General features: G+C 57.1%; 22 protein-coding genes and 1 tRNA gene. 8 read left to right on the top strand and 15 right to left on the bottom strand.

All coding sequences use genetic code 11. The features are described from left to right. Positions 1-12 precede the first annotated feature (12 nt). Positions 13-960, top strand: coding sequence for an iron transporter (locus ACUVSA_RS08825; RefSeq protein WP_445894529.1), 948 nt, complete (start codon positions 13-15; stop codon positions 958-960). Here ACUVSA_RS08825 and ACUVSA_RS08830 read toward each other — a convergent pair. Together ACUVSA_RS08830 and ACUVSA_RS08835 are read right to left on the bottom strand one after the other, a co-directional pair. Then, positions 912-1,859: a D-alanine--D-alanine ligase family protein gene (locus tag ACUVSA_RS08830; RefSeq protein ID WP_445893197.1), complete on the bottom strand. Its 948-nt coding sequence runs from the start codon at positions 1,857-1,859 to the stop codon at positions 912-914. The genes ACUVSA_RS08825 and ACUVSA_RS08830 overlap by 49 nt on opposite strands. 459 nt (positions 1,860-2,318) lie before the next feature. Continuing rightward, entirely contained in the window at positions 2,319-2,885 is a 567-nt protein-coding gene (locus tag ACUVSA_RS08835; RefSeq protein ID WP_445894530.1) for an HD domain-containing protein, read from the bottom strand. Between the two features lie 572 nt (positions 2,886-3,457). Between ACUVSA_RS08835 and dnaA the strand changes: the two genes are divergently transcribed. After that, positions 3,458-4,822 (top strand): chromosomal replication initiator protein DnaA, encoded by a 1,365-nt coding sequence (gene dnaA, locus ACUVSA_RS08840; RefSeq protein WP_445894531.1) that lies wholly within the window; start codon positions 3,458-3,460, stop codon positions 4,820-4,822. A gap of 117 nt (positions 4,823-4,939) precedes the next feature. On the opposite strand, the gene ACUVSA_RS08845 is transcribed toward dnaA, so the two are convergent. From ACUVSA_RS08845 to ACUVSA_RS08870, 6 genes are all read right to left on the bottom strand, one after another. Further along, positions 4,940-5,569 carry an ABC-type transport auxiliary lipoprotein family protein gene (locus ACUVSA_RS08845; protein ID WP_445892620.1) on the bottom strand — a complete coding sequence of 210 codons (630 nt, stop codon included), beginning with the start codon at positions 5,567-5,569 and terminating at the stop codon, positions 4,940-4,942. Further along, entirely contained in the window at positions 5,566-6,567 is a 1,002-nt protein-coding gene (locus tag ACUVSA_RS08850) for an MlaD family protein (protein ID WP_445894532.1), read from the bottom strand. Before ACUVSA_RS08850 ends, ACUVSA_RS08845 begins: the two co-directional genes overlap by 4 nt. Positions 6,568-6,578: 11 nt before the next feature. Further along, positions 6,579-7,379, bottom strand: coding sequence for an ABC transporter ATP-binding protein (locus tag ACUVSA_RS08855; RefSeq protein ID WP_445894533.1), 801 nt, complete (start codon positions 7,377-7,379; stop codon positions 6,579-6,581). A 165-nt stretch (positions 7,380-7,544) separates the two neighbouring features. Beyond that, complete coding sequence (locus ACUVSA_RS08860; protein WP_445894534.1) at positions 7,545-8,675, bottom strand: ABC transporter permease; 1,131 nt, start codon at positions 8,673-8,675, stop codon at positions 7,545-7,547. 25 nt (positions 8,676-8,700) lie between these two features. Then, on the bottom strand, positions 8,701-8,988 hold the full coding sequence (locus ACUVSA_RS08865) for an integration host factor subunit alpha (protein ID WP_445892616.1): 288 nt from the start codon (positions 8,986-8,988) through the stop codon (positions 8,701-8,703). Positions 8,989-9,156: 168 nt separating this feature from the next. Continuing rightward, positions 9,157-9,233 (bottom strand) — tRNA-Met (locus ACUVSA_RS08870). A 210-nt stretch (positions 9,234-9,443) separates the two neighbouring features. Between ACUVSA_RS08870 and queD the strand changes: the two genes are divergently transcribed. Further along, positions 9,444-9,818: a 6-carboxytetrahydropterin synthase QueD gene (gene queD, locus ACUVSA_RS08875; protein WP_445892615.1), complete on the top strand. Its 375-nt coding sequence runs from the start codon at positions 9,444-9,446 to the stop codon at positions 9,816-9,818. A 28-nt stretch (positions 9,819-9,846) separates the two neighbouring features. Then, the gene (locus ACUVSA_RS08880) at positions 9,847-11,049 is read left to right on the top strand and encodes a DUF2333 family protein (protein WP_445894535.1); all 1,203 of its coding nucleotides are present in this window, start codon (positions 9,847-9,849) and stop codon (positions 11,047-11,049) included. A 68-nt stretch (positions 11,050-11,117) separates the two neighbouring features. Here the strand turns inward: ACUVSA_RS08880 and ACUVSA_RS08885 are convergent, their stop codons facing one another. From ACUVSA_RS08885 to carA, 6 genes are all read right to left on the bottom strand, one after another. Beyond that, positions 11,118-12,947, bottom strand: a complete 1,830-nt coding sequence (locus ACUVSA_RS08885; RefSeq protein ID WP_445894536.1) for a M48 family metalloprotease — start codon at positions 12,945-12,947, stop codon at positions 11,118-11,120. Then, positions 12,947-13,855: a dihydrodipicolinate synthase family protein gene (locus ACUVSA_RS08890; RefSeq protein WP_445894537.1), complete on the bottom strand. Its 909-nt coding sequence runs from the start codon at positions 13,853-13,855 to the stop codon at positions 12,947-12,949. The genes ACUVSA_RS08885 and ACUVSA_RS08890 overlap by 1 nt, the downstream gene beginning before the upstream one ends. 9 nt (positions 13,856-13,864) lie before the next feature. Then, positions 13,865-14,830, bottom strand: a complete 966-nt coding sequence (locus ACUVSA_RS08895; protein WP_445894538.1) for a KpsF/GutQ family sugar-phosphate isomerase — start codon at positions 14,828-14,830, stop codon at positions 13,865-13,867. Between the two features lie 82 nt (positions 14,831-14,912). Further along, positions 14,913-16,343 (bottom strand): amidophosphoribosyltransferase, encoded by a 1,431-nt coding sequence (purF, locus tag ACUVSA_RS08900; protein WP_445894539.1) that lies wholly within the window; start codon positions 16,341-16,343, stop codon positions 14,913-14,915. Between the two features lie 42 nt (positions 16,344-16,385). Next, entirely contained in the window at positions 16,386-19,616 is a 3,231-nt protein-coding gene (carB, locus tag ACUVSA_RS08905) for a carbamoyl-phosphate synthase large subunit (RefSeq protein WP_445894540.1), read from the bottom strand. A gap of 42 nt (positions 19,617-19,658) precedes the next feature. Further along, a complete protein-coding gene (gene carA, locus ACUVSA_RS08910; RefSeq protein ID WP_445894541.1) occupies positions 19,659-20,822 on the bottom strand; it encodes a glutamine-hydrolyzing carbamoyl-phosphate synthase small subunit in 1,164 nt (387 codons plus the stop codon). A 683-nt stretch (positions 20,823-21,505) separates the two neighbouring features. Here carA and ACUVSA_RS08915 point away from each other — a divergent pair. Next, complete coding sequence (locus tag ACUVSA_RS08915; protein ID WP_445894542.1) at positions 21,506-21,976, top strand: hypothetical protein; 471 nt, start codon at positions 21,506-21,508, stop codon at positions 21,974-21,976. Continuing rightward, a complete protein-coding gene (locus ACUVSA_RS08920) occupies positions 21,957-22,208 on the top strand; it encodes a hypothetical protein (RefSeq protein ID WP_445892606.1) in 252 nt (83 codons plus the stop codon). Before ACUVSA_RS08915 ends, ACUVSA_RS08920 begins: the two co-directional genes overlap by 20 nt. A 358-nt stretch (positions 22,209-22,566) precedes the next feature. Here ACUVSA_RS08920 and kdsB read toward each other — a convergent pair whose 3' ends face one another. Beyond that, positions 22,567-23,313 carry a 3-deoxy-manno-octulosonate cytidylyltransferase gene (kdsB, locus tag ACUVSA_RS08925; protein WP_445894543.1) on the bottom strand — a complete coding sequence of 249 codons (747 nt, stop codon included), beginning with the start codon at positions 23,311-23,313 and terminating at the stop codon, positions 22,567-22,569. 350 nt (positions 23,314-23,663) lie between these two features. On the opposite strand from kdsB, the gene ACUVSA_RS08930 reads away from it, so the two are divergent. Beyond that, a complete protein-coding gene (locus ACUVSA_RS08930; protein WP_445892604.1) occupies positions 23,664-24,539 on the top strand; it encodes a 50S ribosomal protein L11 methyltransferase in 876 nt (291 codons plus the stop codon). A gap of 33 nt (positions 24,540-24,572) precedes the next feature. After that, entirely contained in the window at positions 24,573-25,811 is a 1,239-nt protein-coding gene (icd, locus tag ACUVSA_RS08935) for an isocitrate dehydrogenase (NADP(+)) (RefSeq protein ID WP_445894544.1), read from the top strand. Positions 25,812-25,814 lie beyond the last annotated feature (3 nt).

Here is a 25,814-nt window from a genome sequence, read left to right on the forward strand (position 1 = left end):
GAATAGGCACCCATGGTGACAACGCGAGAAGTTCTTCGGCAAGGTGCTCTCAAAGGGCTGTCCGGATTCCTCTGGATGGCAAAAATCATCGTTCCCGTCTCCTATGGCACCGCGCTGCTGGCCTGGACCGGCGTATTGGACGTCATCACGGCCTTGCTCAAACCCTTGATGCATCACTTGGGCCTTCCGGCCATCGGCGCCGTGCCCTTGATCGTCGGCGGGCTCACCAGTGTTTATGGAGGGATCGCCGCCATGTCGGTTTTGCCCTTTACCTCGGGCGAAATGATCCTTTTGGCCAATTTCATTCTCATCTGCCACAACATGATTCAGGAAACCATCATACAGTCCCAGTCGGGCATTCGCGCCTGGAAGGCCGTGCTGGTGCGTGTGGCGGCGGCTGTGGCCACGGTTTATGTGTTGCAGTTTTTCTTGGGCACCACGCCTCAGAATGTGGCCTCGGAAGCCATGCCTCAAGCGGCTTCGCAAAGCTTTATGGACATGACGCTGACTTGGATGGTGGCTACAGGAAAGCTCTGCCTCAAGATCTTTGGCATCATCATGGGCATCATGATCGTGCTGGAAACAGCCAAGGCGCGTAATTGGATTGAATGGATCGTGAAGGCGGTTCGGCCCCTGTTGCGGGTCATGGGGCTGTCCCATCGGGTCGGCGTGTTGTGGATGACGGCGGTGGCCTTTGGGTTGGCTTACGGCGGAGCGGTCATCGTGGAAGAAGCCAAAAATGCCGCCTTGACCCGGCGGGAACTGGAGGCGCTGCATTTGTCCATCGGGGTCAATCATTCCATGGTGGAGGATCCCATGCTGTTTCTGCCTTTGGGACTGCCGCCTTTTTGGCTCTGGGTGCCGCGCCTCGTCACCGCGGTCTGCATCACCTGGTGCCTGTCCCTTGGTACTTACCTCCTGTCCTCCAGGGCCAGATCAATGAGTCGGTCCAGCAGTTGAGAAAAGGACAGACCCGCGGCGGCGGCGGCCTGAGGGAAAAGGCTCGTGGGCGTCATGCCCGGAATGGTGTTGGTTTCCAAAACGTAAATCTCCTCCGTCTCCACATGCACCATCATATCCGTTCGGCTGTAGCCACGGCAGCACAGGGCGCGATGCGCCCGCAGCGCCAGCTCCTGAGCCCTTTGCGTCAAAGGCGGGGAAAGGCGCGCCGGGCAGATTTCTTTGCTGGCTCCCGGAGTGTACTTGGCTTCATAATTAAAAAATTCATATTGATTCCCGGGAACGATTTCCACCAGGGGTAAAGCCTGCAGATCATCATTACCCAGAACCCCGCCGGTCACTTCAATGCCGGGAATGTACTTTTCCACCAGACATCGCCGATCGTAAGCCCATGCTTTGTCCAGGGCTTGGGGTAAGTCTTTTTCGTGACGCACGATGCTTAACCCAATGCTGGATCCCTCATGTTCCGGCTTAATGACCACGGGCAGGCCCAGCTCTTGGACAATACGCTCACAGGCCGACGGGTCTCGGCGATCGATCACCACATAGGGGGCCACCGAAATGCCGGCCTGTTCGTAAAGGCGCTTGCTCACGATCTTATTCATGGCTACGGCGCTGCCCAAAACGCCGCTGCCTTGGTACGGAATCCCTAAAGATTCCAAGAAACCCTGAATGGTCCCGTCTTCTCCCAACCGACCGTGCAGAATGATGAGCGCCACATCGATGCGGGATGCATCCTGCACCAGCCGCGGCAGATCTTCCCGTGGATCATAGCGAAAGACTTCGTATTTTTCTTTGTCCAAAGCGTGAAGCACCTGCTGGGCGCTTTTGAGCGACACTTCCCTTTCCGCCGAGACACCTCCGGCCAACAGCGCAACCCTTAGTTTGCTCCCGGCCATGTTCCCCATCCTCCCTGCGGTTCCCAGATCCTAAGACTCGGCATCCCGTCCGCGGATCATCCTTGCGTTCGGCCCTACCCACACCTCCTGCGTTCAAGAGCTCCAGGCCCTTGCAAAAACAGCCATTGCCGTAGACGAAAGTCTCGTCCGAGGCGCCTTTGTGGGGCAACGACGCCCCGCACACGGGCAGGACCGTGCCCTCGCGGTCCATTGGTCCGACACCGTTCTTTTCTCTTGAAGGGACCGGCTCCTGACGACTTGCAGGATCACGGACGTGTCGCCTAGAGGGACCATGTCTTTGCGTTCCGACCATTCGCGGAGGGCGGGAAGGTGGTCCCCTCGAAAGCGTAGCCACGCACATCTGCGATCCGAGCACAAAAACCCTTTGACACCAGGGTCGGACCAGGTTGGAGGCTTTCGTCAACTCCACAATTCCATGCGCCGGCGGATGCGAGCCTTTCACTGCGAACCGTCACAATGGCCGACCGCCCATGACACTTGAGCAGCTTCCTGTGCCAGATGTTCGGGTTTGATGGAGGTGTGGGCGAAGAGCTTTTGTTCCAGAGCCCGGTAGATTTTCCAGCGGCGTTGCAGATGCGCCTTTTTTTCCGGTGTGGTGCCATAACGGACCAGCAAGTCCTCAAACCTTTCGTCCAACAGCACAATGGCTTCGTGCTTCACACGTTTGTCGGCATAATTCACCACCACGGATTCAGAAAAAGGAGCCTCAAGCATGCTTTCATTTAAAAAAATGTGGTCGCGCACAATGGGAGCCACAAGACTGAGGCCCATCTGTTCCAAAATGGCTGCGCCGAGATGGGCGTGGTTTTTTCCGGTCTTCAACGAAAGGTCCTTGGCGATGTCGTGAAGCAAGCTGCCGGCACACACCAAATCCTCGTGAAGTCGATGGCTGTTGTTGTTGAGATGGCGGGCCAGAGTCACGGCGCATCGGGCCACTTGAAGGCTGTGGGCCACGATGTGGGCGGGCAGGTTGACGCTTTCCAAAATGCGCAAACATTCGATCATGGTCGGGATTTTCAATGCACTCCCCTTCTCGTGCTCGTGAACCGCTCCAGGTTACCATAAGCTGCAAAAGATTCAAGATGTCCAGGGATTGGCGGGAACCGAGGGTGAAAATCGGCGAATTCCTGCGAAAGGAAAAGATTGCGCGAGTTTTCCTTGTCAGGAGGGGGGACATGCCCACAAGGTTGAGGGTCCAGAAGAACGATATCGCGAAGGAAAACCCTTCTTGGGCAAAGGTTTTCCGAATCCAGCAGTTGCATGAGATGCTCGCCTAACATCTGTGCATTCCAAAAATTTTTCAAAGCCCACAGGCGGCTCTCGACAACGCCAGACGAGGGCAGACCGACTTTGACCCGCCGCCAAGAAACCGGTAATGAAGGCATGCGACGAGGCGCAAGGCTCGCGTTGACCGTCTTGAGATTTCTTAAACGATTCCGGAGAGTTTTATGCATAGAAGACCTTTCCTCGTTCCCTCGGAGTGCGCACCATCGCTCAAGGGCCGTCTGCCGAAGAGTGTGGTTCGGGCTCAGGGGCAAAGGGAGTAAGATGGAGTGGTTTTTGGGGAGGCTGAGGTCATGCAGAATGAATGGAATGCCGTCTGCCAAAGGCTTCAGCAGGGCCTTTCCAAAGGGCAATACGATTTTTATGTGGCGACCCTTTCGTTTGTTCGCTTTGACGGACATTGCCTTACCTTAGGATGTCGCAGCAAGTTCCACGCGGAATGGTTGCGCACGCACTTGGCCCGCCAAATTCTGGAAGCGGCCCAGGAGCGGTTTCCTCAGTTGAAAGAATGTCGGTTTGAAATCCATTCGCAGGTCCCGCATGACGAGCTCAAAGAGGAAGAAGAAGAGATTCGTGAGCGCCCGGACGGGCAACTCACCTTTCTGGACATCGGCCAACCTGTGCGATCGGTTTTCAATCCTCGATTCACCTTTGACCAGTTCGTCGTGGGCCATTCCAATCACTTCGCCTATGCCACCTGCATGGCCGTGGCGGCCCAGAGGGGTTTTCATCATCAATCCGTGTATCTCATGGCTGATCCCGGCCTGGGCAAGAGTCATCTCACCCACGCCGTCGGAAACCTTCTGACCCGCGAAGCCCCCAGCATGCGCGTGCGCTATGTCACGGCGGAACAGTTCACCAACGAGATGGTCGCTGCTTTGCGGCGGGACCGCATCGAAGACTTCAAGAAGACGTACCGGGATGGGTGCGATATCCTTTTGCTGGAAAAGGTGGAATTTTTCAGCGGCAAGCGCAAGATTCAGGACGAACTCATCTACACCCTGGATGAGCTGCTGGATCGAGGGCGGCGCATCATTTGTACGGGAAAAACTTCTCCCAAGGACATTCCCAAGCTCAACCGCGAATTGCGATCACGCCTGAGCGGGCTTCTGGTCGCACCCATTGATCGGCCGGATTTTGAAACGCGCAAGAAAATCGTTCGCCGCAAAGCCGCCTACGACAACGTGCATTTGCCCGCGGAGGTGGTGGAGTTTCTCGCGGATCGCATCACTACCGATGTGCGGCAACTGGAAAGCTGCCTTGTGGGTCTGATGGCCAAAAGCAGCATTTTAGGCATTCCCATCTCATTGAGCTTGGCTCAGGAGGTCACGCAGACCATTCTGGAATATCTGCCCACATTGGACATTGCCCATGTGACCAGCGCGGTGTGCCGAAGCTTCGGCCTTCAGGAGCAGGATTTGCGCTCCAAAGCGCGCAGCCGCCGCATTGCGGAAGCCCGCCAGCTGGCCATGTACTTGTGTCGTAAATACACCAAAGAGTCTCTCAATGGGATTGCCCGAGCCTTTGACCGAAGCCACAGCACGGTGATTTACGCCATCAAGAAAGTGGACCAAGAACTGGGTCGCAAAAACAGTTCCTTGAAAAAACTTCTGGAACATGTGTCTCGAAGAATCGAGACCCGGTGCCTGAACGAATGAGCAGGGATGGAAAAAAAGCGGCGTTGCAGAAAACGCGCTTCTGAAGCTTTCGGCCGCCCGCTCATGTGCGGACCGACAAGAGCCGTTCCCTCCAAATGGCAAGGTTTTCAAGCCGGCCTAAGAAGCGGTGTCCAGAGACGCCTGGCATAAATCGTTCATGAGTTCTTGAATCCATTGGGCCGCCGCACGGTTCATGGCCTCGGTAAGTTCTTCCGGTGAGGCGTCGGCAGAAACGGCTTCGGTCACGCGATAGGTTTTTTGAAAAACAAGCTTCTTGGGTTTGGCTTCCCGCCACACGATGATCCGCACGTCCAGGACGGCTTGGGCCTGGGCTTGGGAAAGATGAAAAGCCAATTCACGGATGCGGCCGCCCAGGTGCAGTTCCGGTATCAAGCCCGGACTGCCGGGAACATTGACGATGGAGAAGGCGCGCAGTTGAGATGCCGTTTCCACGATGATCTGCCCCAGCATATCTCCCGGGGTGCTGATCCAGCGATATCGCGATGAGAGCTGCACCGTGTGAGGAGCCGTCACCAGAACCAATTCGTTGCGATCATAAGGAGCGGCGCCATCCAGGGGCCAAACGCGCAACGGTTCGACCTTTCGTTCGGCACAAGCCCATGCCGATGCATCGGGCGCCTGAATCTGAAAATAGACGGGAGGGGCCGTCTTGGGAAAAAGAGCAGTGCATCCTGCAGCACTGATGGCCATCATGACGACAATGCCCAGCGAGAGTCTCGTTTTCATGGCTTTTGTTTCTCCAAAGGGTCTTGAAGGCGTCCGGAGAAAAGGATTTTTTGAGGCTCTTCCCGTAGAGCGCGCACGGTGGCGGTGAGCTGCTCCAAGAGGTTTTTCAGCGCATAGAGGTTTTGGTTCAGAAGGATCAAGCTTTCCTGGGTTTGGTCTTTCCACTGGGTCATGGCCACGTGGGTTTCTTGAAACAGAGCGGCAATGGTGCGCGCGGCTTGAGTGGCAGAAGCCAGGCCTTCATCCAGGTTCTTCAGGCTTGTTTGAAGATCTTGAGATGCGGTGGCTTTTTCGAGGTAAGAAGCGGTCTTGGAGAAGTCTTCCACGCCGCGGCGCACGTGCGTTTTGAGAGTTTCCAGTTCCTCTCGCGGCAAAACGATTTCCAGGTTTTGCCCCAGGCGCGCCAAAGCTTCCGTGCCCCGACGAATGTTTTTAAGGGTTTCTGAAAGATCTTCTCCGCGCGCCACGTGGGACACCGCCGCGCCGACCTGCTTCCACTGTTCCAGAAGGCCTTCCACATCGACGGCCAGGATTTTCCCATAAAGGCTTTCCAAGGCCATCTTGAGTTCCTGAATTTCCGAAGGGTAGGAGCGAATCACGGGGTGCGGCGGTTGAAAGTCCAGCTTGGGTGTCACCTCGTGTGTGTTGGCAGGAGCCGTGTCGATTTCCAGAAACCGCAGACCCGTGATGCCTTGTTCTCGTAAGCGGATGGCTAAGCTCTCGTCGATGGGGAAGTCGGGTCGAAGATGCATGACCACTTCAATGAGGCGCCCGTCGGGTCCCAAGCCGATGGATACGACACGGCCGACGGCGACGCCTCGGTAATTAACGATGGCATCCTTTTGCAGGCCTTTGACCGACTCGGCAAAATAGGTCACGTAGACTCGAGTGTCTTCAAACAGATGCGATGCTCCAAGCCACAGGACGGCGATGAGGCCCAAAAGGCCACACGAGAGCACAAAGAGCCCGATGCGGAAAGGGTTTAGCGGACGACCCACGGAAATCCTCCTCAGCCGGACACGGTCGGCGCGACGTCCGCCGCACGCAGCCAATCCGGTCGACGGTGAAAGAAAGCGCGTACCCTTGGGTCCGTGCTTTCTTTTTTCAGCTTCTCCGGTGTTCCTACGGCGATGACACCCTGAGCGGACTTATCCAGCATGATGCACCGCGTGGCGATGGTTTCAATGCTTGCCAGTTCGTGCGTAATGACCACCATGGTGATGCCGAGAGCGCGATTGCATTCCATGAGGAGTTCATCCAATTCGGCGGCGGTGATGGGGTCCAGGCCCGCGGACGGCTCATCGCAAAAGAGAATCTGTGGATCCAGCGCCATGGCTCGAGCCAGGGCTGCCCGCTTGCGCATGCCTCCGCTCAATTCAGAGGGCATGAAGTGCGCGTAGTCGCCAAGACCGACTGTTTCCAACTTAAAACGCACCATCTCTTCAATCAATCGGCGGGGCAGGTCGGTAAATTCCTCAAGAGGCATGGCCACGTTGTCGGCGATGGAGAGGGATCCCAGCAGAGCCCCGTACTGAAACAACACGCCGATATGCCGTCGAACGGTTCTCAAGGCCACGTCCCGTTCCGCTCCCGTGATGCACCGACCAGCGATCCACACGGAACCGCGAAGCGGCTCAAGAAGGCCGATCAGGGCCCTGAGCAGCGTGCTCTTGCCGCACCCGCTGCCGCCCAGAACGGCGACGATTTCCCCGGAAGTGACGGAAAAGGTCACATCCTTGAGGATCACATGGTCCCCATAGCCTATGGTGAGACCTTCGGTGCGAATGGGAGCGTCCGAGGCAAAAGACATGCTCGTTTCCATGCCCCACATCTCATACCTAAAATCCGACCCACATACACGCTCTTCACGACTGCATTCAGTGTCCGCGCTTTCCTCACGCAATGGAACTGCGGACCAGCGCGCCATGACTTCAGGTGTGGGGCGCATCCACCCTTTCCGTTCTCCAACACGTTCCTAAATGTCGAACTCATGATAGAGGACGGTAAAGACCGCATCGGCCAAAATGATCATGAAGATGGAGGTGACTACGGCTGATGTGGTCATGCGGCCCACACTGTCCGGCGATTTCTCCGTTTGAAGCCCTCTCAGACACCCCACCAAAGCCACCAGAACCGCGAAAACGAAACTCTTGGCCAAACCCGAAAGCACATCGGTGAGGGTAAGAATTTGCCCCACTTCCACAAGAAAACTGGCGGGCGTGAGGTCCAGGCCGAGCGCGCCCACCACCAGGCCGCCGAAGATGCCCGATGCATTGGCAAAGACGGTGAGTAAAGGACCGGAAACGGCCAAGGCGTTCACCTTGGGCATGATGAGATACTCAGTGACATTGAACCCCATCACCGTCAGTGCATCCACTTCTTCATTGACCTTCATGGTGCCGATTTCGGCGGCAAAAGCCGCAGCGGAGCGACCCGCGAGAATGATGGCCGTCATCAAAGGGCCCAATTCCCGAGTGAGGGCCAGGCTCACCAGGTCCGCCACAAAGATGTTGGCGCCGAATTGTCGCAGCTGCACCGCGGCTTGAAAAGCCATGATCAAGCCCATGAGAAAGCTGACGAGGAACACGATGGGCATGGCTTCCGATCCGGACCGCTGCACATAGTAGAGAACTTCCTTGATCCGGAACCGTTTGGGCTGAAGACAGCAAGGAAAAAAGGCGACCGTGACGTTGCCCACAAAATAAACCATGTTGCGCAGGCCTTGCCAGGTTTTCAGAGCGGCTTCCCCAAGCCGCGTCACAAGGCCCGGCGAAGGCTTTGGTGCCGAAACCTTTTGTGCGTGCCCGCGATCCAGTCCGCCAAAGGTGAAAAAGGCGTGCAACCGCTCAGGAACCCCCTTCAATTCAAAAGCGATGGAGGCTCGAGCACACCGTTCCCGCACGCTCTTGAGCAGCACCAGGCCGGCACTGTCTACAGCCTCCACTCCCGACACATCCACTACCATGTGCCGGAGCGCAGCATGCGTCCACAGGTCCTGAAGGGTTTTCCAATGATCGGCGACGGTCTTGAGGGTCAGGGGGCCGGTGGGGGCCCATGTGGCGCGCCCAGCCTCCCCGACGTCGATGCTGGCCTGAGGGGCCCTCATGGAAGGACGAAATGTTGCATGCGACTCACCCACCATGGTTGATGCGGTCGCGCAGCACTCCTGAACATTTGAAAGTCACCACGCGGCGCGGCGGCAATTGGATGGGATCGCCGGTTTGCGGATTGCGTCCACGACGCTGATTCTTTTGCTTGACGCTGAATTTCCCAAAGCCGCTGATAAGCACGTCTTCCCCGTCTTCCAGGGTCTGTTTGATGATTTCAAAAAGTGTTTCCACAATTTGGGCGGATTCGGCTTTGGTGAAAATGTTTTCGGCAAAAAGGTTGTCCACGATCTGTGCTTTGGTCAAGGTCATGTTTCGTCCTTTCCTTCGACGTGGATCAGGGTGGCTCGAGAACCTCGAGCGCAGGAGGACCAAAGACCCGATCTTTCGCTTCGTTCCCGATTCATTACAGGAACATCCCCCGGATTTCAATACAAAAAAAGGACCGCTGTCTTCCTTGCGGTCCCCGTTTTTTCAGAATGGTGGCGGTGCAGGGCTTCGAACCCCGGACACTGCGGATATGAGCCGCATGCTCTGACCGACTGAGCTACACCGCCATTTTCCGGCCCTTTCTAAAGAATTCGACCCACGCTGTCAATAGTCAAAAAGGCGTTGCGCCTTGAGGCCTGGCGTCTGTTCTGGCGATTGACAAAGAAGAGGGTCTTGAGTTTAATGGCCAAGCGCTTGAAGGCCAATAGGATCTGACGTGAAGGCGCCGAAGGGGTGTGCGGGGCGGCGTGAAAAAGATGGGGAGGAACAGAGTGTCCATGTATGAAGTCAAGGTGACGGCGGATTTTGCCGCAGCGCATAACCTGCGGAATTTTCGAGGGCGTTGTGAGAACCTTCATGGCCACAATTGGAAAGTGGAAGTGACAGTGCGAGGAGACCGCTTGGAAGACAGCGGTGTGCTCATGGACTTCGGTGAAGTCAAGGACGCGTTGCGAAAGGTTTTGCAGGAGTTGGACCATCAGTACCTGAACGATCTGGCGTATTTTCGGCACAAAAACCCTTCATCGGAACTGATCGCCCGGTTTCTCTTTGAAACCCTGTCGGCCGTCGTGGACGGCCCGCACCGGCGAGTGTACAGTGTGTCCGCATGGGAGTCCAAGGATTCATGTGCCACGTACTACGGTGAGCGCTAGCCGCCTTCTGGGAAAAAAGGAGCAGATCATGAGCCGATGCGTGCAGATGCCTTTCGCTGCTTCGCCCCGTGCGACAGGAAAAGGGGTGGGACCTCTGGCCCTTGGCCTTTTCTTGGCCGGCCTGGTGGTTTTCTTGGCCGCAGAGGCTTTTGCCCTGCAAAAGCACACTTTGGAAGGGGTTTCACCAGCCCCGTCCATGGAGCCATCCGTCAAGGCGAGTCCCGCCCCTCACTCGCAACAGAGGCCGGCTCAAGCTCCTTTGCCGGAAGGGCACCAGCAGCCTTCGGCTGCTCCTTCCCTGGAAGTGAAACCGGCCCCTTCCGCGCCGGCGCAACCTGCCACGCCCCATGCCCAGGAATTTAAACCCGAAGAGAAACCCGCCACGCCCGAACCCAAGGTGGAGCTTCACCCGCCGGCTTTGCCGGGACATGCCGAGGAAGAAAAGCATGAAGAGCACCGTGTGGTGCTGCCGCAGATCTCGCCGACACCCGGCGTCACTTTTGTGGAAACCATGATCGGACTCATAGAACACGAACTGAAGGGCCGTTTTCTGGGGTGGCGTCCCAACGACTTGATCCTGGGCCGCTTCACCGACAACATCAACAACTACCAACTGGGTGTTCTGGAAGCCATGCGGTTTACGACACTGCGCCTCAAAGACAGCCTCACCCGCATGGGCGAGGCGGACACCTATGATCGCGATTTGGAAGATGCTTTAAATCTTTTCATGAACAAAGCCACACTCTTTTGGTTTCCTTCGGCGGAGACATCTTACGGTGAGGCTGTGGAACACCTCAAGAAATTCCTGGAGAAACTCAAAACCGGTCGACGCAGCTTTTATTACCGTGTGGACAACCTGTTATCCCTCCTGAAGACTTACGGCGACCTGCTGGGCAATGTGAATAAAAGCCTCATCATCGACCGGTATCCCGATGGGCGCCCGGTAAGCTGGTTCGCCGTGGACGATTACTTTTACTACGCCAAAGGGGTCGGCCATGTGATGTATGAAATCCTGAAGGTGTGCCGCGTGGGGTTTTACGAACAGCTGGTCACCTTGGATGCCGTCGACATTATGGATGAAATCCTTCATGAACTGCACCGCGCCGAGCAGATGGATCCGTGGATTGTTTTGGATGGAGACTTGGACGGGTTTCTGGCCAACCATCGAGCCAATCTCAATGCCCCCTTCTCCGAAGTGGCGCACCTGATCACCATTGTAAGTCGCTTCTAAGAGCCCGAAGGCGCCCCCTTTTCGGGAAGGGGGGGCGCCCGCAAAGGGCCTTTTGGCGCCATGCCTGTTCATTGTGGCATGGCCTTTTCCAGAGCGTCCTTAAACTTCTTTTCCTGTTCCAGGAAGTAGTTCCAGGATTTGGGTTTCTGTGCGATGGCCTGCCGAATCGCCTCCAAAGCCTCGGCGTAGCGACCATTGACATAATAGGCCTCGGCCAAAGTATCCAGAACGAAAGGATCCGGCAGCTTGGCGGCGGCTTGCCTGGCCAGCGCCAGAGCTCTGACCGGATCGCGGTAGGGCGGAGGCGCCGTGGCATACAGCCAGGCCAGGTTGTTGAGAATACCGGGGTGATCGGGGGCGAGACTCAAGCCTTTTTCCAGGATCAATCGGGCAAAGTGATAGCGCTGCTGCTGTAAGAGTAAGGCGCTGTAAGCCATGTAAAGTTCCGGCTTTTTTTCGTCCAGCTGCAGCTCGGCTTCCAGTATGTGCAGCTGGATTTCCTGGCGCCATGCCTGAGCCTTCTCGCAGTGGCGCAACTGAATGGTCCCGTGAAGGAAAACAGCGAGGCCGACAAAGAACAAAGCGGCGGATCGCCACAGTTTGCGATTGTGGTCGGCGATGCGTCCGGGGTTTTCCGCTGCCGCGAGCAGCGTGACCACGCGTTCTCGAATACTGTAGTGATGCCAGCTGGGAACATCTTCTGTGTGGCCGCTGTGTATGGCGATCTTTTTCAATGAAGACACCAAAGGATAGGGATCCCCCAAGGTTTTCAGAGCGAAAAGGTCGGCCTGCCGTTCGCAATTGCGCATAAAGAATCCGAAAAGATAACGAAAGTAGAGCACGAGCAAGGCCAAAACCGGAAGACTGTAAAGCAGGCTGAAAAGGTTTCGGTAAAAAGTGTCTTGGGAAAGCGCCCAACGCAGAGCCCATTTTTCTCGAAGAATCATGAGAAGGATGATGTCGTGCAGGGCGTAGGAGGCGGCCGCGTAGGCCAGAAACAGAGACAGATAGAACAGCGCATGAAACCGTTTCACGTGACCCATTTCATGGGCGACGACGGCTTGCAGTTCCTGCTCCGTCAACAGGTGCAGCAGTCCTGGAGTGATGAGAATATAGCGAAACCGGGGTAGAATGCCGAGCACGGCGGCGGAAAGGTGATTGCCTCCGTGCAGAGGCCACAACAGAAAGTCGCCAAAGTGGAAATTGTGCGATCGGCAAAAGGCTTCCAATCGGTCTCGCAAAGGGGATGAAGGTACCGACGGGCAACGCCACAGCCGCACAATGACAGGCGGAGCCAGGCATAGAAAAAGGGCGAAGACGGCACCGAAAAAAAGGATGTGTCCCAGTTCCGAAGCAAAAAAAGGGGGCAAGGGTACCCACTGCAGAGCATCCATAAGAAGGGCGATGAAAAACCACGGCAAAAGAAGGGCCGTGTAAAAGGCGAACTGACCTCGAAGGTATGCACGTCGTCCGGCCGTGGCACCGCTCAGGCGCCGGTGCAGGGGGTAGGCCCAAAACCAGATCGCTGCCAGATGCGCAAAATACAAGGCCAGCCCGACCAGGCCGGACAGGGTTGAGGAGCGGGAAAAGCCGGGTATCCATTGAAAGAAGTCTTCAATGTTCAACACGAACACGTGCACCGCGAGAAAGCCCAGAGCCAGGACGGTCAAGTGGCTGTGCAGCCTATGGTAACGCGCGGAAACCTTTGCCAGCCCGGCGCCTCGTTTCAACGACACCTCCACACGCCGAAAAAGCAACCCGCACAGCAGGAAAAAGGCGGCAAAGACGGCGAGGGTCAAGGAAAGGGTCTTGACGGGAGGGCGCAGGGTTTCATTGCCCGGTTCGTGAAGGGAGAAGAGGGCGAGCGCCACAATAAAAGAAAGGATCTGCCCGTACATCAGTCCCCTGCACCTTCAAGGCATTGAGCAAGCCGCTGCGAGCGATCGTCGGGTAGGGGCGGCGCCGCATGAAGAAACCCCAGGCGGTGAAGCGCCCAGGGCACGGCGCGCAGCGGTTCGGGGTCCATGGCGTCCAGGAGTTTCAGAAGCCTCTGCATCACGGCCATGGAGCCGTGAAGGTCCTGCGCGCGGGCACCGATGCTCTTTCGATCCATCAGTTTTTTCCACAGCCGAGGCACCACGTTGGCTGTGATGGACACGAGGCCTGTGGTGCTGGGATATTTCAAAAAGGGGCGTTCTTCGCCGTCCATAAGGCCGAAGTCCGGTCGCTTGACCACGGCTTTGGCGTAGGTAAACATCCGTTTGAACGATCCATGATGAATGAGGCCCACGATGCGGGTATTGGCGGCGAGACGCTTTAACACGCTGGTGCGCACATTGACGTGCCTGCCCCAGGTCTTGATGGGCCGAACGCGGTCAGGTTCGTTTTCCAGGACGAAGCCACGGTGGGTCAGCACGGCCAGTTGTTGGTACAGATCGGGAAGTCCTCGATTGCTGTGGTAGACAAGAGGTGTATCCAGCCACAGAAGATGCGAAAAATGGCTGTCCTTTTCCAAGGCTTGTTCGAGCTGGTGCACATTGTCAAAGGTTTCCGTACGATCTTTTCCCGTGATGCGCACGGCCACCGGCTGATCATCAGGAAGTCGAGGGATTAGTTCCGGAATGGATGTCAGATCGCGAGCCGTCAGGTGCGCGCCCCTTTCGGAAAGCCTCCAAAACGGTGGATCAATCACCCAACCGTCCACAAAGGGGGCCGTGGCCGTGACCAACGCCGGCCAATCCATAGCCTTCAGGTCATCGGGAATGTAGAGCCGGCACCAAAGTCCTCGCAGACGTGATGGCGTCATCACGGCATCCTATAGTGCAAAACGGATCTGGCCTTTTCCCAGCAGATCGTGAAGATGCAAGATCCCCACGATTCGTTGGGAAGCATCGACGACGGGAAGGACCGTGACCAGGTGTTTTTCCATAATTTCGATGGCTTCCCCCACCTTTCGGTCAGGCTTCAGCGCCTTGGGGTTGGCCGTCATGATCTGATGGACGCGCACATCCGCCACCGAGACAAACCGTTCCAAGGCCCTTCGAAGATCGCCGTCTGTAACAATTCCTGTGAGTTTGTGATCCCGGTCCACCACCAGGGTGGCCCCGAGGCCTTTTTCCGACATGACGCGCACAGCTTCCGTCAACAAACACTCCGGCGTGACCATGGGAACGGCGTCTCCTCGGCGCATGACCTCCATCACATGACTTTGCAGCCTATGACCCAATTGACCTCCGGGATGATAGCGCCGAAAATCCAGCACCGAAAAGTTTCGCTTTTTAATCAAAGCCACCGCCAAGGCGTCTCCCATGGCCAGCATGGCTGTGGAACTGGCCGTGGGGGCCAACCCGAACGGGCAGGCTTCCCGAGGCACTCCCGTAAAGATGGCCAAATCGCAGTGGCGGGCCAGTGTCGACTCCAGATTGCCTGTAAAGGCGACGATTTTGGTGCCGATGGCGCGCAGGCTGGGCAGAATAAAATTGATCTCGTCCGTTTCCCCGCTGTTGGAAAGGGCGAGCACAATGTCCTCGGAACGCACCATACCAAGATCCCCGTGCATGGCCTCCACAGGGTGCAGAAAAAGGGCCGGTGTTCCAGTGCTGCTCAAGGTGGCCACAATCTTTCGGCCCACGATGCCGGATTTGCCCACGCCGGTCACGATCACCCGCCCGGACGACGCATAGATCCATTCCACCGCTCGAGCGAAGCGCTCATCCACATGTTCTTTAAGGGTCAAAAGCCCTTCCGCTTCGATGTGCAGAACTTCCTTGGCAATTCGCACCAGCTCTCGAGCGCTCGAAGGCCCTTGACCTTCCTTCGATGACGACGTTCGAGGACGCGACTTCACTGTGCGTGACACTTCTTTATTCAAAGCAGTCCTTTCGCACCTCATCCTGAAACACGACGGGATACTCCCCCGTGAAACACGCCAGGCAGTACGGATGATCCTCCAAGGACGCGCCGGCTCCCTTGAGAAGCCCTTCCAGGGAGAGGTAGCTCAGGGAATCCAACCCGATGAAGGCCTGAATTTCATCCACATTGTGTTGGGCGGCAATGAGCTCTCCCTTAGTGGAAAAATCGATACCGTAGGGACAGGGGTGCCGGTGCGGCGGGCAGCTCACCACCATGTGCACTTCTTGAGCGCCGGCTTCACGAAGGGTCTTGATGCGGGTGCGCGTCGTGGTGCCGCGAATGATGGAATCTTCCACGATGATGACCCGCTTGCCGCGAAGAATTTCCCGAACCGGGTTGAGCTTGATGCGGACGCCGAAATCGCGCATGGTCTGGGACGGTTGAATGAAGGTTCGGCCCACATAATGGTTGCGAATGACACCCATTTCCAGAGGAATGCCCGATTCCTCGGAATAACCCAAGGCGGCGTAGGTGCCGGAGTCGGGAAAGGGCATCACAAAATCCGCCTCGATGGGGTTTTCCTGGGCCATGAGATGCCCCAGGCGCTTGCGGCAGCTGTAAACGTTTTGGCCGAAAATGGTGCTGTCGGGCCGTGCAAAATAGATGAATTCAAAGATGCAGTAGGCACTGCGAACCGGGGCAAAGGGTTTGAGGGATCGCAGCCCGTGACGATCAATGATGACGATTTCTCCGGGTTCCACATCCCGAATGTAGGTGGCTTCGATGAGGTCTAGGGCGCAGGTTTCTGACGATAGCACATAGCTGCCGTTCAATTGTCCGAGACACAGAGGGCGAAAGCCTCGAGGATCCCGCGCTCCGACAAGCGTATTGCGGGTGCAAAGGACCAGAGAATAGGCCCCTTCCACCTTGGCCAAGGCCTCGCTCAAGGCCTCTTCCAGCCCGTAGCGCAGCCCTCGAGCCATCAAGTGCACAATGACTTCCGTGTCCATGGTGGACTGAAAAATGGTTCCCTCCCGCTCCAAGTCGCGCCGCAATCGCGCCGCATTGACCAGATTGCCGTTATGGGCGATGCCGTAGTATTCGTTCTTGTGAAACACCACAAAGGGTTGTGCGTTGGCCAACCGTGAAGATCCTGTGGTGGAATAGCGCACATGGCCGATGGCCAGGTGACCTTTAAGACCCTTGAGCGTGTCTTCCTTGAAGACTTCGGAAACCAACCCCATGTGCTTGAATTGATAGATGTGGCAGCCATCGGAAGTGGTGATGCCGGCGCTTTCTTGGCCTCGATGCTGCAATGCATACAGGCCGAAATAAGCCAACTTAGCGGCTTCCTCATGGCCGAAGACGCCGAAGACCCCACATTCTTCCCGCCGGCTCGGTTGACGCTGACGGGTGAAAAAAGGTGACGATTGCAGATTCATGAGTCTGTTGTCCTTCCGATGACCCTGTGTCGGGCACATGGATCATGCGCTCGGCGATGCCATTTCTTCCAAGTAATCCTGAATCGCCCGCACTTGCCAATCGCCCTGGCGCAATGCCGCCACAGCGTCAACCATGGCCTGAGCTGCAGCCACGGTGGTGGCGTAGGGAAGGTTGTAAGAAACGGTGGCGCGTCGAATCCGGTAAGCATCGGAATAAGTTTTTGGTCCAAAGCTCGTATTGATCACAAGATGCACGTCGCGGTTTTTGATGTAGTCCAACACGTGAGGACGACCTTCGGAAAGCTTGGGAACTTGTTTGGCCGGTACACCGTGATCCGCGAGACGGGCGCTCGTGCCCGCCGTGGCGATCAAGGCAAAGCCCATGTGCTGAAACGCGCGGGCGATAGGCACCACGGCCTCTTTGTCTTTGTCGTGCACACTCACGAACACGGTCCCTGAAAGTGGCAGTGTGTAGCCTGCCGCCATCTGCGCCTTGGCGTAAGCCAACCCGAAATTCCTGTCAATCCCCATGACTTCACCGGTGGATTTCATTTCAGGGCCTAAAGAAATATCCACACCGGGAAAACGAGAAAAGGGAAAAACCGATTCTTTCACCGATACGTGACGCGGTTCCCTTTCCCGAGTGAAGCCCAGATCGCGAAGCTTGTGGCCCAGCATGACCTTAGTGGCGATTTTGGCCAAAGGCACCCCTGTCGCCTTGCTCACAAAAGGCACCGTTCGGGAGGCACGAGGGTTCACTTCCAGCACATAGATGGTATTTTTCTGAATGGCAAACTGAACATTCATCAACCCCACCACACCCAGCCCGTGGGCCAAGAGGCGGGTTTGGCGCTTGACCTCTTCCTGCACATCCCGGGAAAGGTGCACAGGGGGCAGCACACAGGCGCTGTCTCCCGAATGAATCCCGGCGGGTTCGATGTGTTCCAGGATCCCGCCGATGAATGTGGTTTCCCCGTCGCAAATGGCATCCACGTCCAGTTCCACGGCATCTTCCAGGAACTTGTCGATGAGAATGGGATGTCCTGGGGACACTGCAGCCGCCACATCCACAAACCGGCACAACGTGGACTCGTCATAGACGATTTCCATGGCCCGTCCGCCAAGCACATAGGAAGGGCGCACCACCACCGGGTAACCGATTCGACGCGCAACTTCCGCCGCCTCACGAGCCGTAAGGGCCGTGGCGTTTTCCGGCTGCTTCAGTCCAAGGCTGTGCAACAGGTGTTGAAAACGCTTGCGGTCTTCGGCGAGATCGATGGCGTCCGGCGATGTTCCCACAATGGGAACCCCCGCTCGCTGCAAAGCGCCGGCGAGGTTCAGCGGGGTCTGACCCCCGAATTGCACGATAATCCCCTGCGGTTTTTCCTTTTCCACGATGTGCAGCACGTCTTCGCGTGTCAGAGGTTCAAAATAGAGTTTGTCTGAGGTGTCGTAGTCCGTGGAGACGGTTTCTGGGTTGGAATTGACCATGATGGATTCGATGCCCAGTTCCCTGAGGGCAAAGGCGGCGTGCACACAGCAGTAGTCGAATTCAATACCCTGGCCGATGCGGTTGGGGCCCCCGCCTAGAATCACGACCTTGTTCCGCGATGAGGGCCTTGATTCGTCTTCTTCCTCGTACGTGGAATAAAAATACGGCGTGTAAGCTTCAAATTCGGCGGCGCAGGTATCCACAAGCTTGTAGACGGGGCGAACCCCTAGGTTTTGGCGAAGCGTCCGAATGGACTCTTCGTCGGATTCCAGAAGTTCGGCGAGGCGTCGGTCGGAAAAGCCCCAGCTCTTGACGAGGCGCATACCTTCCGCATGGGTTGTGAGGGACTTCAAGTGCTGAGGGTCTTCCATTTCCACGATCTCTCGAATGTGTTCCAGAAACCAAGGATCTATGGCTGTGAGTGCCTGCACTTCGGCCACGGAAAAGCCCAGGTGAAAGGCTTCTGCGATCTGAAAAAGCCGCCGTGAATTGGGGCGCCGCAAGGCCTGCATCAGGGCCTCCCGCCGCTCGGGATAGCGTTCGGCCGAGGGGTAGGAAAAACCGTACCGGCCAATTTCCAAGGACCGCACGGCCTTTTGCAAAGCTTCCTTGAATGTTCGACCGATCGCCATGGTTTCCCCGACGGATTTCATGGACGTGGTCAGAATGTCCTCGGTTTCCGGAAATTTTTCAAAGGTGAACCGAGGAATTTTCATCACGACATAATCGATGGTGGGTTCAAAGGATGCCTTGGTCTCTCGTGTGATATCGTTGGCCAGTTCATCCAGGGAATAGCCTACGGCGAGCTTGGCGGCAATCTTGGCGATAGGAAAGCCGGTAGCTTTGGAAGCAAGGGCGGAAGATCGCGAAACACGAGGGTTCATTTCAATGACCACCATCTCTCCACTCTTGGGATGGATGGCGAATTGCACGTTGGATCCCCCGGTCTCCACTCCGATCTCTCGAAGAATGGCAATGGCGGCGTCGCGCATTTTCTGGTATTCGCGGTCCGTGAGGGTCTGTGCAGGAGCCACCGTGATGGAATCGCCCGTGTGCACGCCCATGGGATCCATGTTTTCGATGGAACAGATGACGACCACGTTGTCCATGTGATCGCGCATGAGCTCCAGTTCAAATTCCTTCCACCCCAGTACTGACTCCTCCAGCATGACCTGGTGAATGAGGCTGGCATCCAAACCAGCCCGTGCCAGATCCACAAGCTCTTCGCGGTTATAGGCGACGCCGCCGCCGGTACCCCCCAGAGTGAAAGCCGGGCGGACAATCATGGGAAACCCGATGGCCTCCGCGATCTTCAGCACATCCTTTTCCGAATACGCGATGCCGCTTCGAGGAACCCGAAGCCCGATGCGGGTCATGGCGTCCCGGAAAAGCTGCCGGTCTTCGGCTTTCTTGATGACATCCACGCGGGCGCCGATCATTTGTACGCCGAACCGTTCCAACACACCCATTTCCGCCACGCGCACCACCGTGTTGAGCGCTGTTTGGCCACCCAACGTGGGCAGCAGGGCGTCGGGGCGTTCCTTTTCGATGATCTTGGCCACGGATTCCGGCGTGATGGGTTCAATGTAAGTGCGGTCGGCCATGTCGGGATCGGTCATGATGGTGGCAGGATTGCTGTTGATGAGCACCACCTGATAGCCTTCTTCTCTTAAGGCCTTACAGGCCTGGGTGCCCGAATAGTCGAATTCACAGGCCTGGCTGATGACGATGGGGCCGGAGCCGATAAGGAGAATCTTGTGGATGTCTGTCCTTCTGGGCATAAGGGGAAACTCCGTGGCATCGCAGGGGCAGAAATGACGGTCTCAAGGCACATCGGGTGTGGAGTCGCCTTTGTTGCGGCGCATCAAATCGACGAAGCGGTCAAAGAGGTAAGTGGCGTCGTGAGGGCCGGGTGCGGCTTCCGGATGAAACTGGACGCTGAAAGCCGGAATTTCCAGGTGTTCCATGCCCTCTAAAGTGTTGTCGTTCAGATGGAAATGAGTCGGCCGGAGCGGCATATGGCTCAAGGACTCCAGATCTACGCAGAATCCGTGGTTTTGGCTTGTCACTTCCACACGACCCGTGCGCAGGTCTTTGACCGGCTGGTTGGTGCCCCGATGACCAAACTTGAGCTTGAAGGTGCGCCCCCCCAGGGCCAAGCCCATGAGCTGATGGCCAAGGCAGATGCCGAAAACGGGTTTGTGTCCCAGGAGCTTACGGACGGTGTCGATGCCGTAGGTAACGGCCGCCGGATCGCCGGGGCCGTTGGAAAGAAAAATGCCGTCGGGTTCCGTGGCTAGGATCTTTTCAGCGGGAGTATGTGCCGGAAAGACCAACACCTGGCATCCGCATTGCTCGAGGTGTCGTAAGATGTTGTATTTGACACCGAAATCCAACGCCGCCACACGAAATCCGCAATGGTCTTCCTTCCAGACCACATCGGGCTGAGGTCCGTTTTCCCATCGATAAGGTGCGGCACAGGTGACCTTGCGCACCATATCCACGCCAACAAGACCGGGAAAGGCCCTCACCTGATCCAAGAGTTCGCCGAAATTGTCCGTGTCCGTGGCGATGATACCGCGCATGGCGCCTACCAGACGAATATGGCGGGTCAGCCGGCGCGTGTCGATCCCCTCCACACCCATGACCCCCTGGGATTCGAGAAACTCGGCCAGGGACCGTCGGCTGCGCCAGTTACTAGGTAAATCCTGATATTCCTTGACGAGAAAGGCTTCCACTTGAACGCGCGCCGATTCCATATCCTCGTCATTGATGCCGTACGTGCCGATCAAGGGGTAGGTCATGGTGACCATCTGCCCTTTGTAGGAAGGATCCGTGAGGACCTCCTGATAGCCGGTCATGGCCGTGTTGAAGACCACTTCGCCCAGGACACGTTGTTGGTGGGCGCAAGCGAACACTCGACCTCGAAACACGGTGCCATCTTCCAAAACCAGGAGAGCTGGTGGTCTTTGGTAAGGTCTGGTCATAAGGTGTCATCTTTTCTTTTATAAGAGTTTTTCGTGCCGTCGCCGAGGCGTGCAGAAGATCGTGGTTTTCGACGTCCTTGGCGGCGTGATTTTGTGGGAGCACCGCATCCCGCGAGCCCTAAGCGCAACGTGTGCCGCTCCTTTATGGTATGTCCTGGCATGCGTTCCCGAGAGCTTGTTCGACACGGTCCTTCTTACCCGCAAAGGTTGGAACTGCATTCGCCATGAAGACCAGGCGAACGCCCGCCTTCTAAGTCAAAGTGCCCTTGAAACTTCGTGCCCGCCGCGACGCTAAGGTTCGTGCTACCCGAGCGCACCGGGGTGGATTCTTTCCAAATCGCGTCATTCTATCGAGAAAATTTCCTCTGACAAGGCCCATGTCTCGCGAACCCTCTGGGAGGCATTCAGGCAACCTCGCCGTGGCTGAGAGCGCCCTGAGCCGCGAGATCTTTTTGCCCTCGCGGCCTTCCTGCAATGATCCTCGACCCCAGGGGGGATTCATGCAAAAAAGGCGAGCATGGGCAGAAAGACATTGAGCCCTCTGGCGGCCGAGTGTAATCAAACACACAAATTTTAACACAGCACGAGACGTGAGGAGCATGGACCCGAAAAAGGGAGCGACCGGGACAATGAAGTTTTGTCAGATCCTTGAGCTTCTTGTGTCTTTTTTTGAAAAACATCGGATGGATTACGCCCTCATTGGGGCCTTTGCCCTGCACGCTTATGGCTATGTGCGGGCCACAGCCGACCTGGACGTGCTGGTCAGAAGCGAAGCCCAAGGATCGTTGATCGCTTTCCTTGAATCGCTGGGCTATGAAACCATTGCCGTGTCTAATGGCTTTTCAAACCACGTGCACCCTCTCCAGGGGTTGGGCAGAGTGGATTTTGTGTATGTCAGCGGTGAGACGGCCGACGAGATCTTTTCATCGGTTCAAAACAGGGTGGCTCTCGGCAAGAAGGATCTGCCCGTGGTCAAGCCCGAACACCTCATTGCCCTTAAGGTTTTTGCCATGAAAAATGATCCCTCCAGAACATTTCGTGAAATGGCCGATGTGGAATATCTTATGCGGTTGGATGGCGTTAATTTAGAGGAAGTCAGAAGAATCTTTGTGCACTACGGCCTGGAGGAACGCTATGAGCAGCTCATGTCCTGACGCGCCGAAACGGCTGAAGTTGGAAGACGTATTGCCTTTGGGTTTGTGGAAAGTACCCGAAGAGCAGTCTTCACGCTCTGGAGCGGCGTGGACGTTGGAGGCCTACCTGGCATTTCTGGAGGATATCGACGCCTTCGGCCGAGCCAAAGCCCCCGCAAAACTTTACAGCTGCACCTTTCGTTTGCCGGGCCTCGGTGAAAAACGCCTTGACCCGTTAAACCCTTGTTCATAACCGATGTGTCGTCGGTATCGTTCCCACGCATCGGGGTCCCCGAAAAGCGGCCTTTGGGGCCAGGCACCTCAGCGCTTGTTCGACAATGCTTTGGCCGTGCGGTTTCGCCGAAGCACCGCAAGGCGCGATAAGGCATTGCGGCTTGCGCCGATCCAGCGGAAGGTGTTCTCGAACAAGCTCGCCAGAGCGTGTCCGAGAATGCCTTTCCTTGACATTCGAACCCGCACGTCCCAGCGCAGGGCCGCGTTTGAGCGCTTTGTTCGTCGCGCATTGGTTGATTTTGTCGAATGGACCGACTTCTGCCTGTCCGCACGTGAGGTGAAGTGGGCGAGGACGTGGGGCGATTCTGAACGGCCCCTCAGGACGGGCCCTTGTGCCAACGGCTTTCCAATCGCATGAGATCCTCCGGCGTGTCGATACCGCAGGAGTCCTTGGGGGAGAGACCCACCTGAATGGAGTAGCCGTGTTCCAGAGCCCGCAGTTGTTCGAGTTTTTCCGTCAGTTCCAAGGGAGTCGGCGGGAGGGCGGCGAAGATCTGCAGAAAATCGGCTCGGTAGCAATAAAACCCCAGGTGTTTGAGAAAGCGCAGGGGCTCTGGGCCTGCGTCCCGCCGATGGGGAATGGGGGCTCGTGAAAAATAGAAGGCCCGGCCGTTTAGGTCCGTCACCACCTTGACCACGTTGGGATCCATGTAAGCTTCCCGATCATCGGTGGGATAGGCCAGGGTGGCCATGGGTGTGTCGGGATGTTCCAAGGCCGTGCGCACGAGGCTGTCCACCATAGCCGCATCGACTTCGGGTTCGTCCCCTTGAACGTTCACAACCCAATCGGTGGGTGTCAGGCCCAGCTTTTGCGCCGCCTCGGCCAGCCGATCCGTTCCGCTGAGATGATCCGAGCGCGTGGGGACAGCCTCTACGTCCAACGAACGCACCACGTTCAGAATGCGCTCATCATCGGAGGCCACTGCAATGCGGTTCAGACTCGCACAGGACTCAAGGCGCTTCACCACCCACTGAATCATGGGTTTTCCAAGAATCAGCGCCAGGGGTTTTCCCGGAAATCGGCTGGAAGCGTAGCGGGCGGGAACAATGGCCGTGACGGACATGAAATCCTCCTCAATGGGAAACTGTTTTGCTATGCTCTTCCGGCGAGTGCCGCGCTGTTGGGCCGTGAGCAGGGAAGAGTTGCTGTGTCCTTTCGTTTTGCATGCAACCCACGCCGCGAAGGTGGCTCAGCAGGTCCTCTGAAAACACCTGCTGTAGGAGAGCGGCGCACGCCGCGGCCTGATCGTGCCGTGATGCGCTCCTACAGCCGCAAGCCCAAAGGACGCGGCCAAACCATTGTCGGACACGGTTCTCAAGCGGCGTGTGCGAAAATGCGGTTCAAGCACACATTGGTAGCACCGAAAGGATTCGAAGAAAAGCACGGAATGCGTTTCCCTTCAAGGAGGTGAATGTGCCTAAGGGATGGTGGGTTGCGGATGTGCCGTGCCCGACGTCGGCATGCGATGAACTGGCGGGGGTTTTGGCACAAACCTTCGGTGTCGGCGTCCAGGTGCAAGACGACGTAGTGCGGCTTTATCTTTCCGCGGATTCGACGGATTCGGACTGGAAGGATGTTTTGGAAAAGACGGTGGAAGCCTTTCGAGCGTCAGTGGGCTTGCCATGGATCGGTGCCGTCAGCTATGGATTTTGCGAGGACACGGATTGGAACGCGCGGTGGAAGGAAGGCTTCAAACCGCTTCGAGTCGGGCGGCGTCTGGTGATCACGCCCACCTGGGAGTCCTACACGCCGCAGGGCCGCGATCTGGTGCTCACCCTAGATCCCGGCATGGCCTTTGGCACCGGCCATCATGAAACCACGCGCCTGTGTCTGGAATGGCTTGAAGACATGGCGGCCGCAGAGCCGGACGTGCCTTCATTGTCTCTTTTGGATGTGGGCACGGGTTCGGGCATTTTGGCTATGGCTGGAGCGCTTCTCGGATTTCAACCCGTGGTGGGTGTGGACAACGATGCCGAAGCCGTTGCCATTGCCAAGGCGAACCAGGCCTTGAACCCCAAGGCGGCATCGGTGCATTTTGTGGCCGGCACGGCGGAAAAGATTCCCGGACGATTTGCCGTGGTGGTGGCCAACATTCAGGCGGGACCCTTAACGGCTATGGCGCAGGTGTTGGCCCATAAGGTTGAGCCCGGTGGAAGGCTTGGCCTGTGTGGTCTGCTGGAAGAACACGTTTCCCAGGTCACGGCTCCATACCGCGCTCTGGGGTTTCGTGAAGAAAAACGCCTTCAGGCCGGGCCGTGGGTTCTGGTGTCCATGCGGTGCAGCATGTGAATCGTCAGCGTGAATCGGGAAAGGATCTCAGAGGTGCAGACGAAGGAAAATCAGGGACAGTGGATCAGTGTGGATGATCAGGGGCGCCTTCACGTGCCGTTGCGACCCGTGATCGGATTCATCGAAGGCGACGGCACAGGCCCGGACATTTGGGCGGCGGCCCAGAGAGTGTTGGATGCGGCGGTGCGGGTGGCTTATGAAGGATCCCGCGAGATCGTGTGGAAAGAACTATTGGCGGGGGAAAAGGCTTTTGCTCGCACCGGCCAGTGGCTTCCGGACCAAACCGTGAAAGACATTCGCCGGTGCATCGTGGCCATCAAGGGTCCGCTGACCACGCCCGTGGGCGGCGGTATGCGCAGCCTCAACGTGACCCTTCGCCAAGTGTTGGACCTTTACGCGTGCGTGCGGCCCGTGCGATGGGTGCGCGGCGTGCCGTCACCCATGAAACATCCCGAACGGGTGGACATGGTGGTGTTTCGAGAAAACACCGAAGATGTGTACGCGGGCATCGAATGGCCTGCAGGAAGCAAGGAAGCGGAAAAACTTCGAGCCTTCTTGTGTGAAGAGATGGGTGTGTGCGTGCGGGAAGAAGCGGGCCTCGGCGTCAAGCCCATCAGCCGGTTCGGCACGCAGCGGCTGGTGCGCCGCGCGATTCGCTATGCCCTTCAGCATGGCCGGCCCACGGTGACCCTGGTGCACAAGGGAAACATCATGAAATACACTGAAGGGGCTTTCCGCCAATGGGGTTATGAACTGGTCGCTCAAGAATTCGCGGAAGCAACCGTCACCGAAGAGGACGTGCACGAGCGATGGAACGGTCGCGTGCCGCCGGGAAAGATCGTCATCAAGGATCGTATTGCGGACGCCATGTTCCAACAAGCCCTGCTTCGTCCGGAAGAATACCACGTGCTGGCCACGCCGAACTTGAACGGGGATTACCTCTCCGATGCTTTGGCGGCTCAGGTGGGCGGGCTCGGCATGGCCCCCGGCGCCAACATCGGAGATCAATGTGCGCTCTTTGAGGCCACTCATGGCACGGCACCCAAATATGCCGGCCAGGACAAGGTGAACCCGAGCTCCGTCATTTTGTCCGGAGCCATGATGTTGGACCATCTGGGCTGGCATGAAGCGGCCCGCCTTGTGGAAAAGGCCTTGGAACACACCGTGTCGGACAAGATTGTCACTTACGATTTGGCGCGCTTGATGGACGGAGCTCAGGAAGTGAAGTGTTCTCAGTTTGCCGATGCCGTCATCGAGCGTCTGGTCCTGTAAGGG

It is taken from the genome of Desulfosoma sp. (assembly GCF_052743555.1).

Excerpts from the sequence above, each read along its gene's own strand:
- ACUVSA_RS08830 (WP_445893197.1), bottom strand. The coding sequence starts at position 1,859 with ATGGCCGGGAGCAAACTAAGGGTTGCGCTGTTGGCCGGAGGTGTCTCG.
- carB (WP_445894540.1), bottom strand. The coding sequence starts at position 19,616 with ATGCCCAGAAGGACAGACATCCACAAGATTCTCCTTATCGGCTCCGGC.
- ACUVSA_RS08825 (WP_445894529.1), top strand. The coding sequence starts at position 13 with ATGGTGACAACGCGAGAAGTTCTTCGGCAAGGTGCTCTCAAAGGGCTG.
- carA (WP_445894541.1), bottom strand. The coding sequence starts at position 20,822 with ATGACCAGACCTTACCAAAGACCACCAGCTCTCCTGGTTTTGGAAGAT.
- ACUVSA_RS08855 (WP_445894533.1), bottom strand. The coding sequence starts at position 7,379 with ATGTCTTTTGCCTCGGACGCTCCCATTCGCACCGAAGGTCTCACCATA.
- ACUVSA_RS08915 (WP_445894542.1), top strand. The coding sequence starts at position 21,506 with ATGGATTACGCCCTCATTGGGGCCTTTGCCCTGCACGCTTATGGCTAT.
- queD (WP_445892615.1), top strand. The coding sequence starts at position 9,444 with ATGTATGAAGTCAAGGTGACGGCGGATTTTGCCGCAGCGCATAACCTG.
- ACUVSA_RS08885 (WP_445894536.1), bottom strand. The coding sequence starts at position 12,947 with ATGTACGGGCAGATCCTTTCTTTTATTGTGGCGCTCGCCCTCTTCTCC.
- dnaA (WP_445894531.1), top strand. The coding sequence starts at position 3,458 with ATGCAGAATGAATGGAATGCCGTCTGCCAAAGGCTTCAGCAGGGCCTT.
- ACUVSA_RS08835 (WP_445894530.1), bottom strand. The coding sequence starts at position 2,885 with ATGATCGAATGTTTGCGCATTTTGGAAAGCGTCAACCTGCCCGCCCAC.
- ACUVSA_RS08845 (WP_445892620.1), bottom strand. The coding sequence starts at position 5,569 with ATGAAAACGAGACTCTCGCTGGGCATTGTCGTCATGATGGCCATCAGT.
- ACUVSA_RS08860 (WP_445894534.1), bottom strand. The coding sequence starts at position 8,675 with ATGAGGGCCCCTCAGGCCAGCATCGACGTCGGGGAGGCTGGGCGCGCC.
- purF (WP_445894539.1), bottom strand. The coding sequence starts at position 16,343 with ATGAATCTGCAATCGTCACCTTTTTTCACCCGTCAGCGTCAACCGAGC.
- ACUVSA_RS08880 (WP_445894535.1), top strand. The coding sequence starts at position 9,847 with ATGAGCCGATGCGTGCAGATGCCTTTCGCTGCTTCGCCCCGTGCGACA.
- kdsB (WP_445894543.1), bottom strand. The coding sequence starts at position 23,313 with ATGTCCGTCACGGCCATTGTTCCCGCCCGCTACGCTTCCAGCCGATTT.
- ACUVSA_RS08890 (WP_445894537.1), bottom strand. The coding sequence starts at position 13,855 with ATGACGCCATCACGTCTGCGAGGACTTTGGTGCCGGCTCTACATTCCC.
- ACUVSA_RS08920 (WP_445892606.1), top strand. The coding sequence starts at position 21,957 with ATGAGCAGCTCATGTCCTGACGCGCCGAAACGGCTGAAGTTGGAAGAC.
- ACUVSA_RS08865 (WP_445892616.1), bottom strand. The coding sequence starts at position 8,988 with ATGACCTTGACCAAAGCACAGATCGTGGACAACCTTTTTGCCGAAAAC.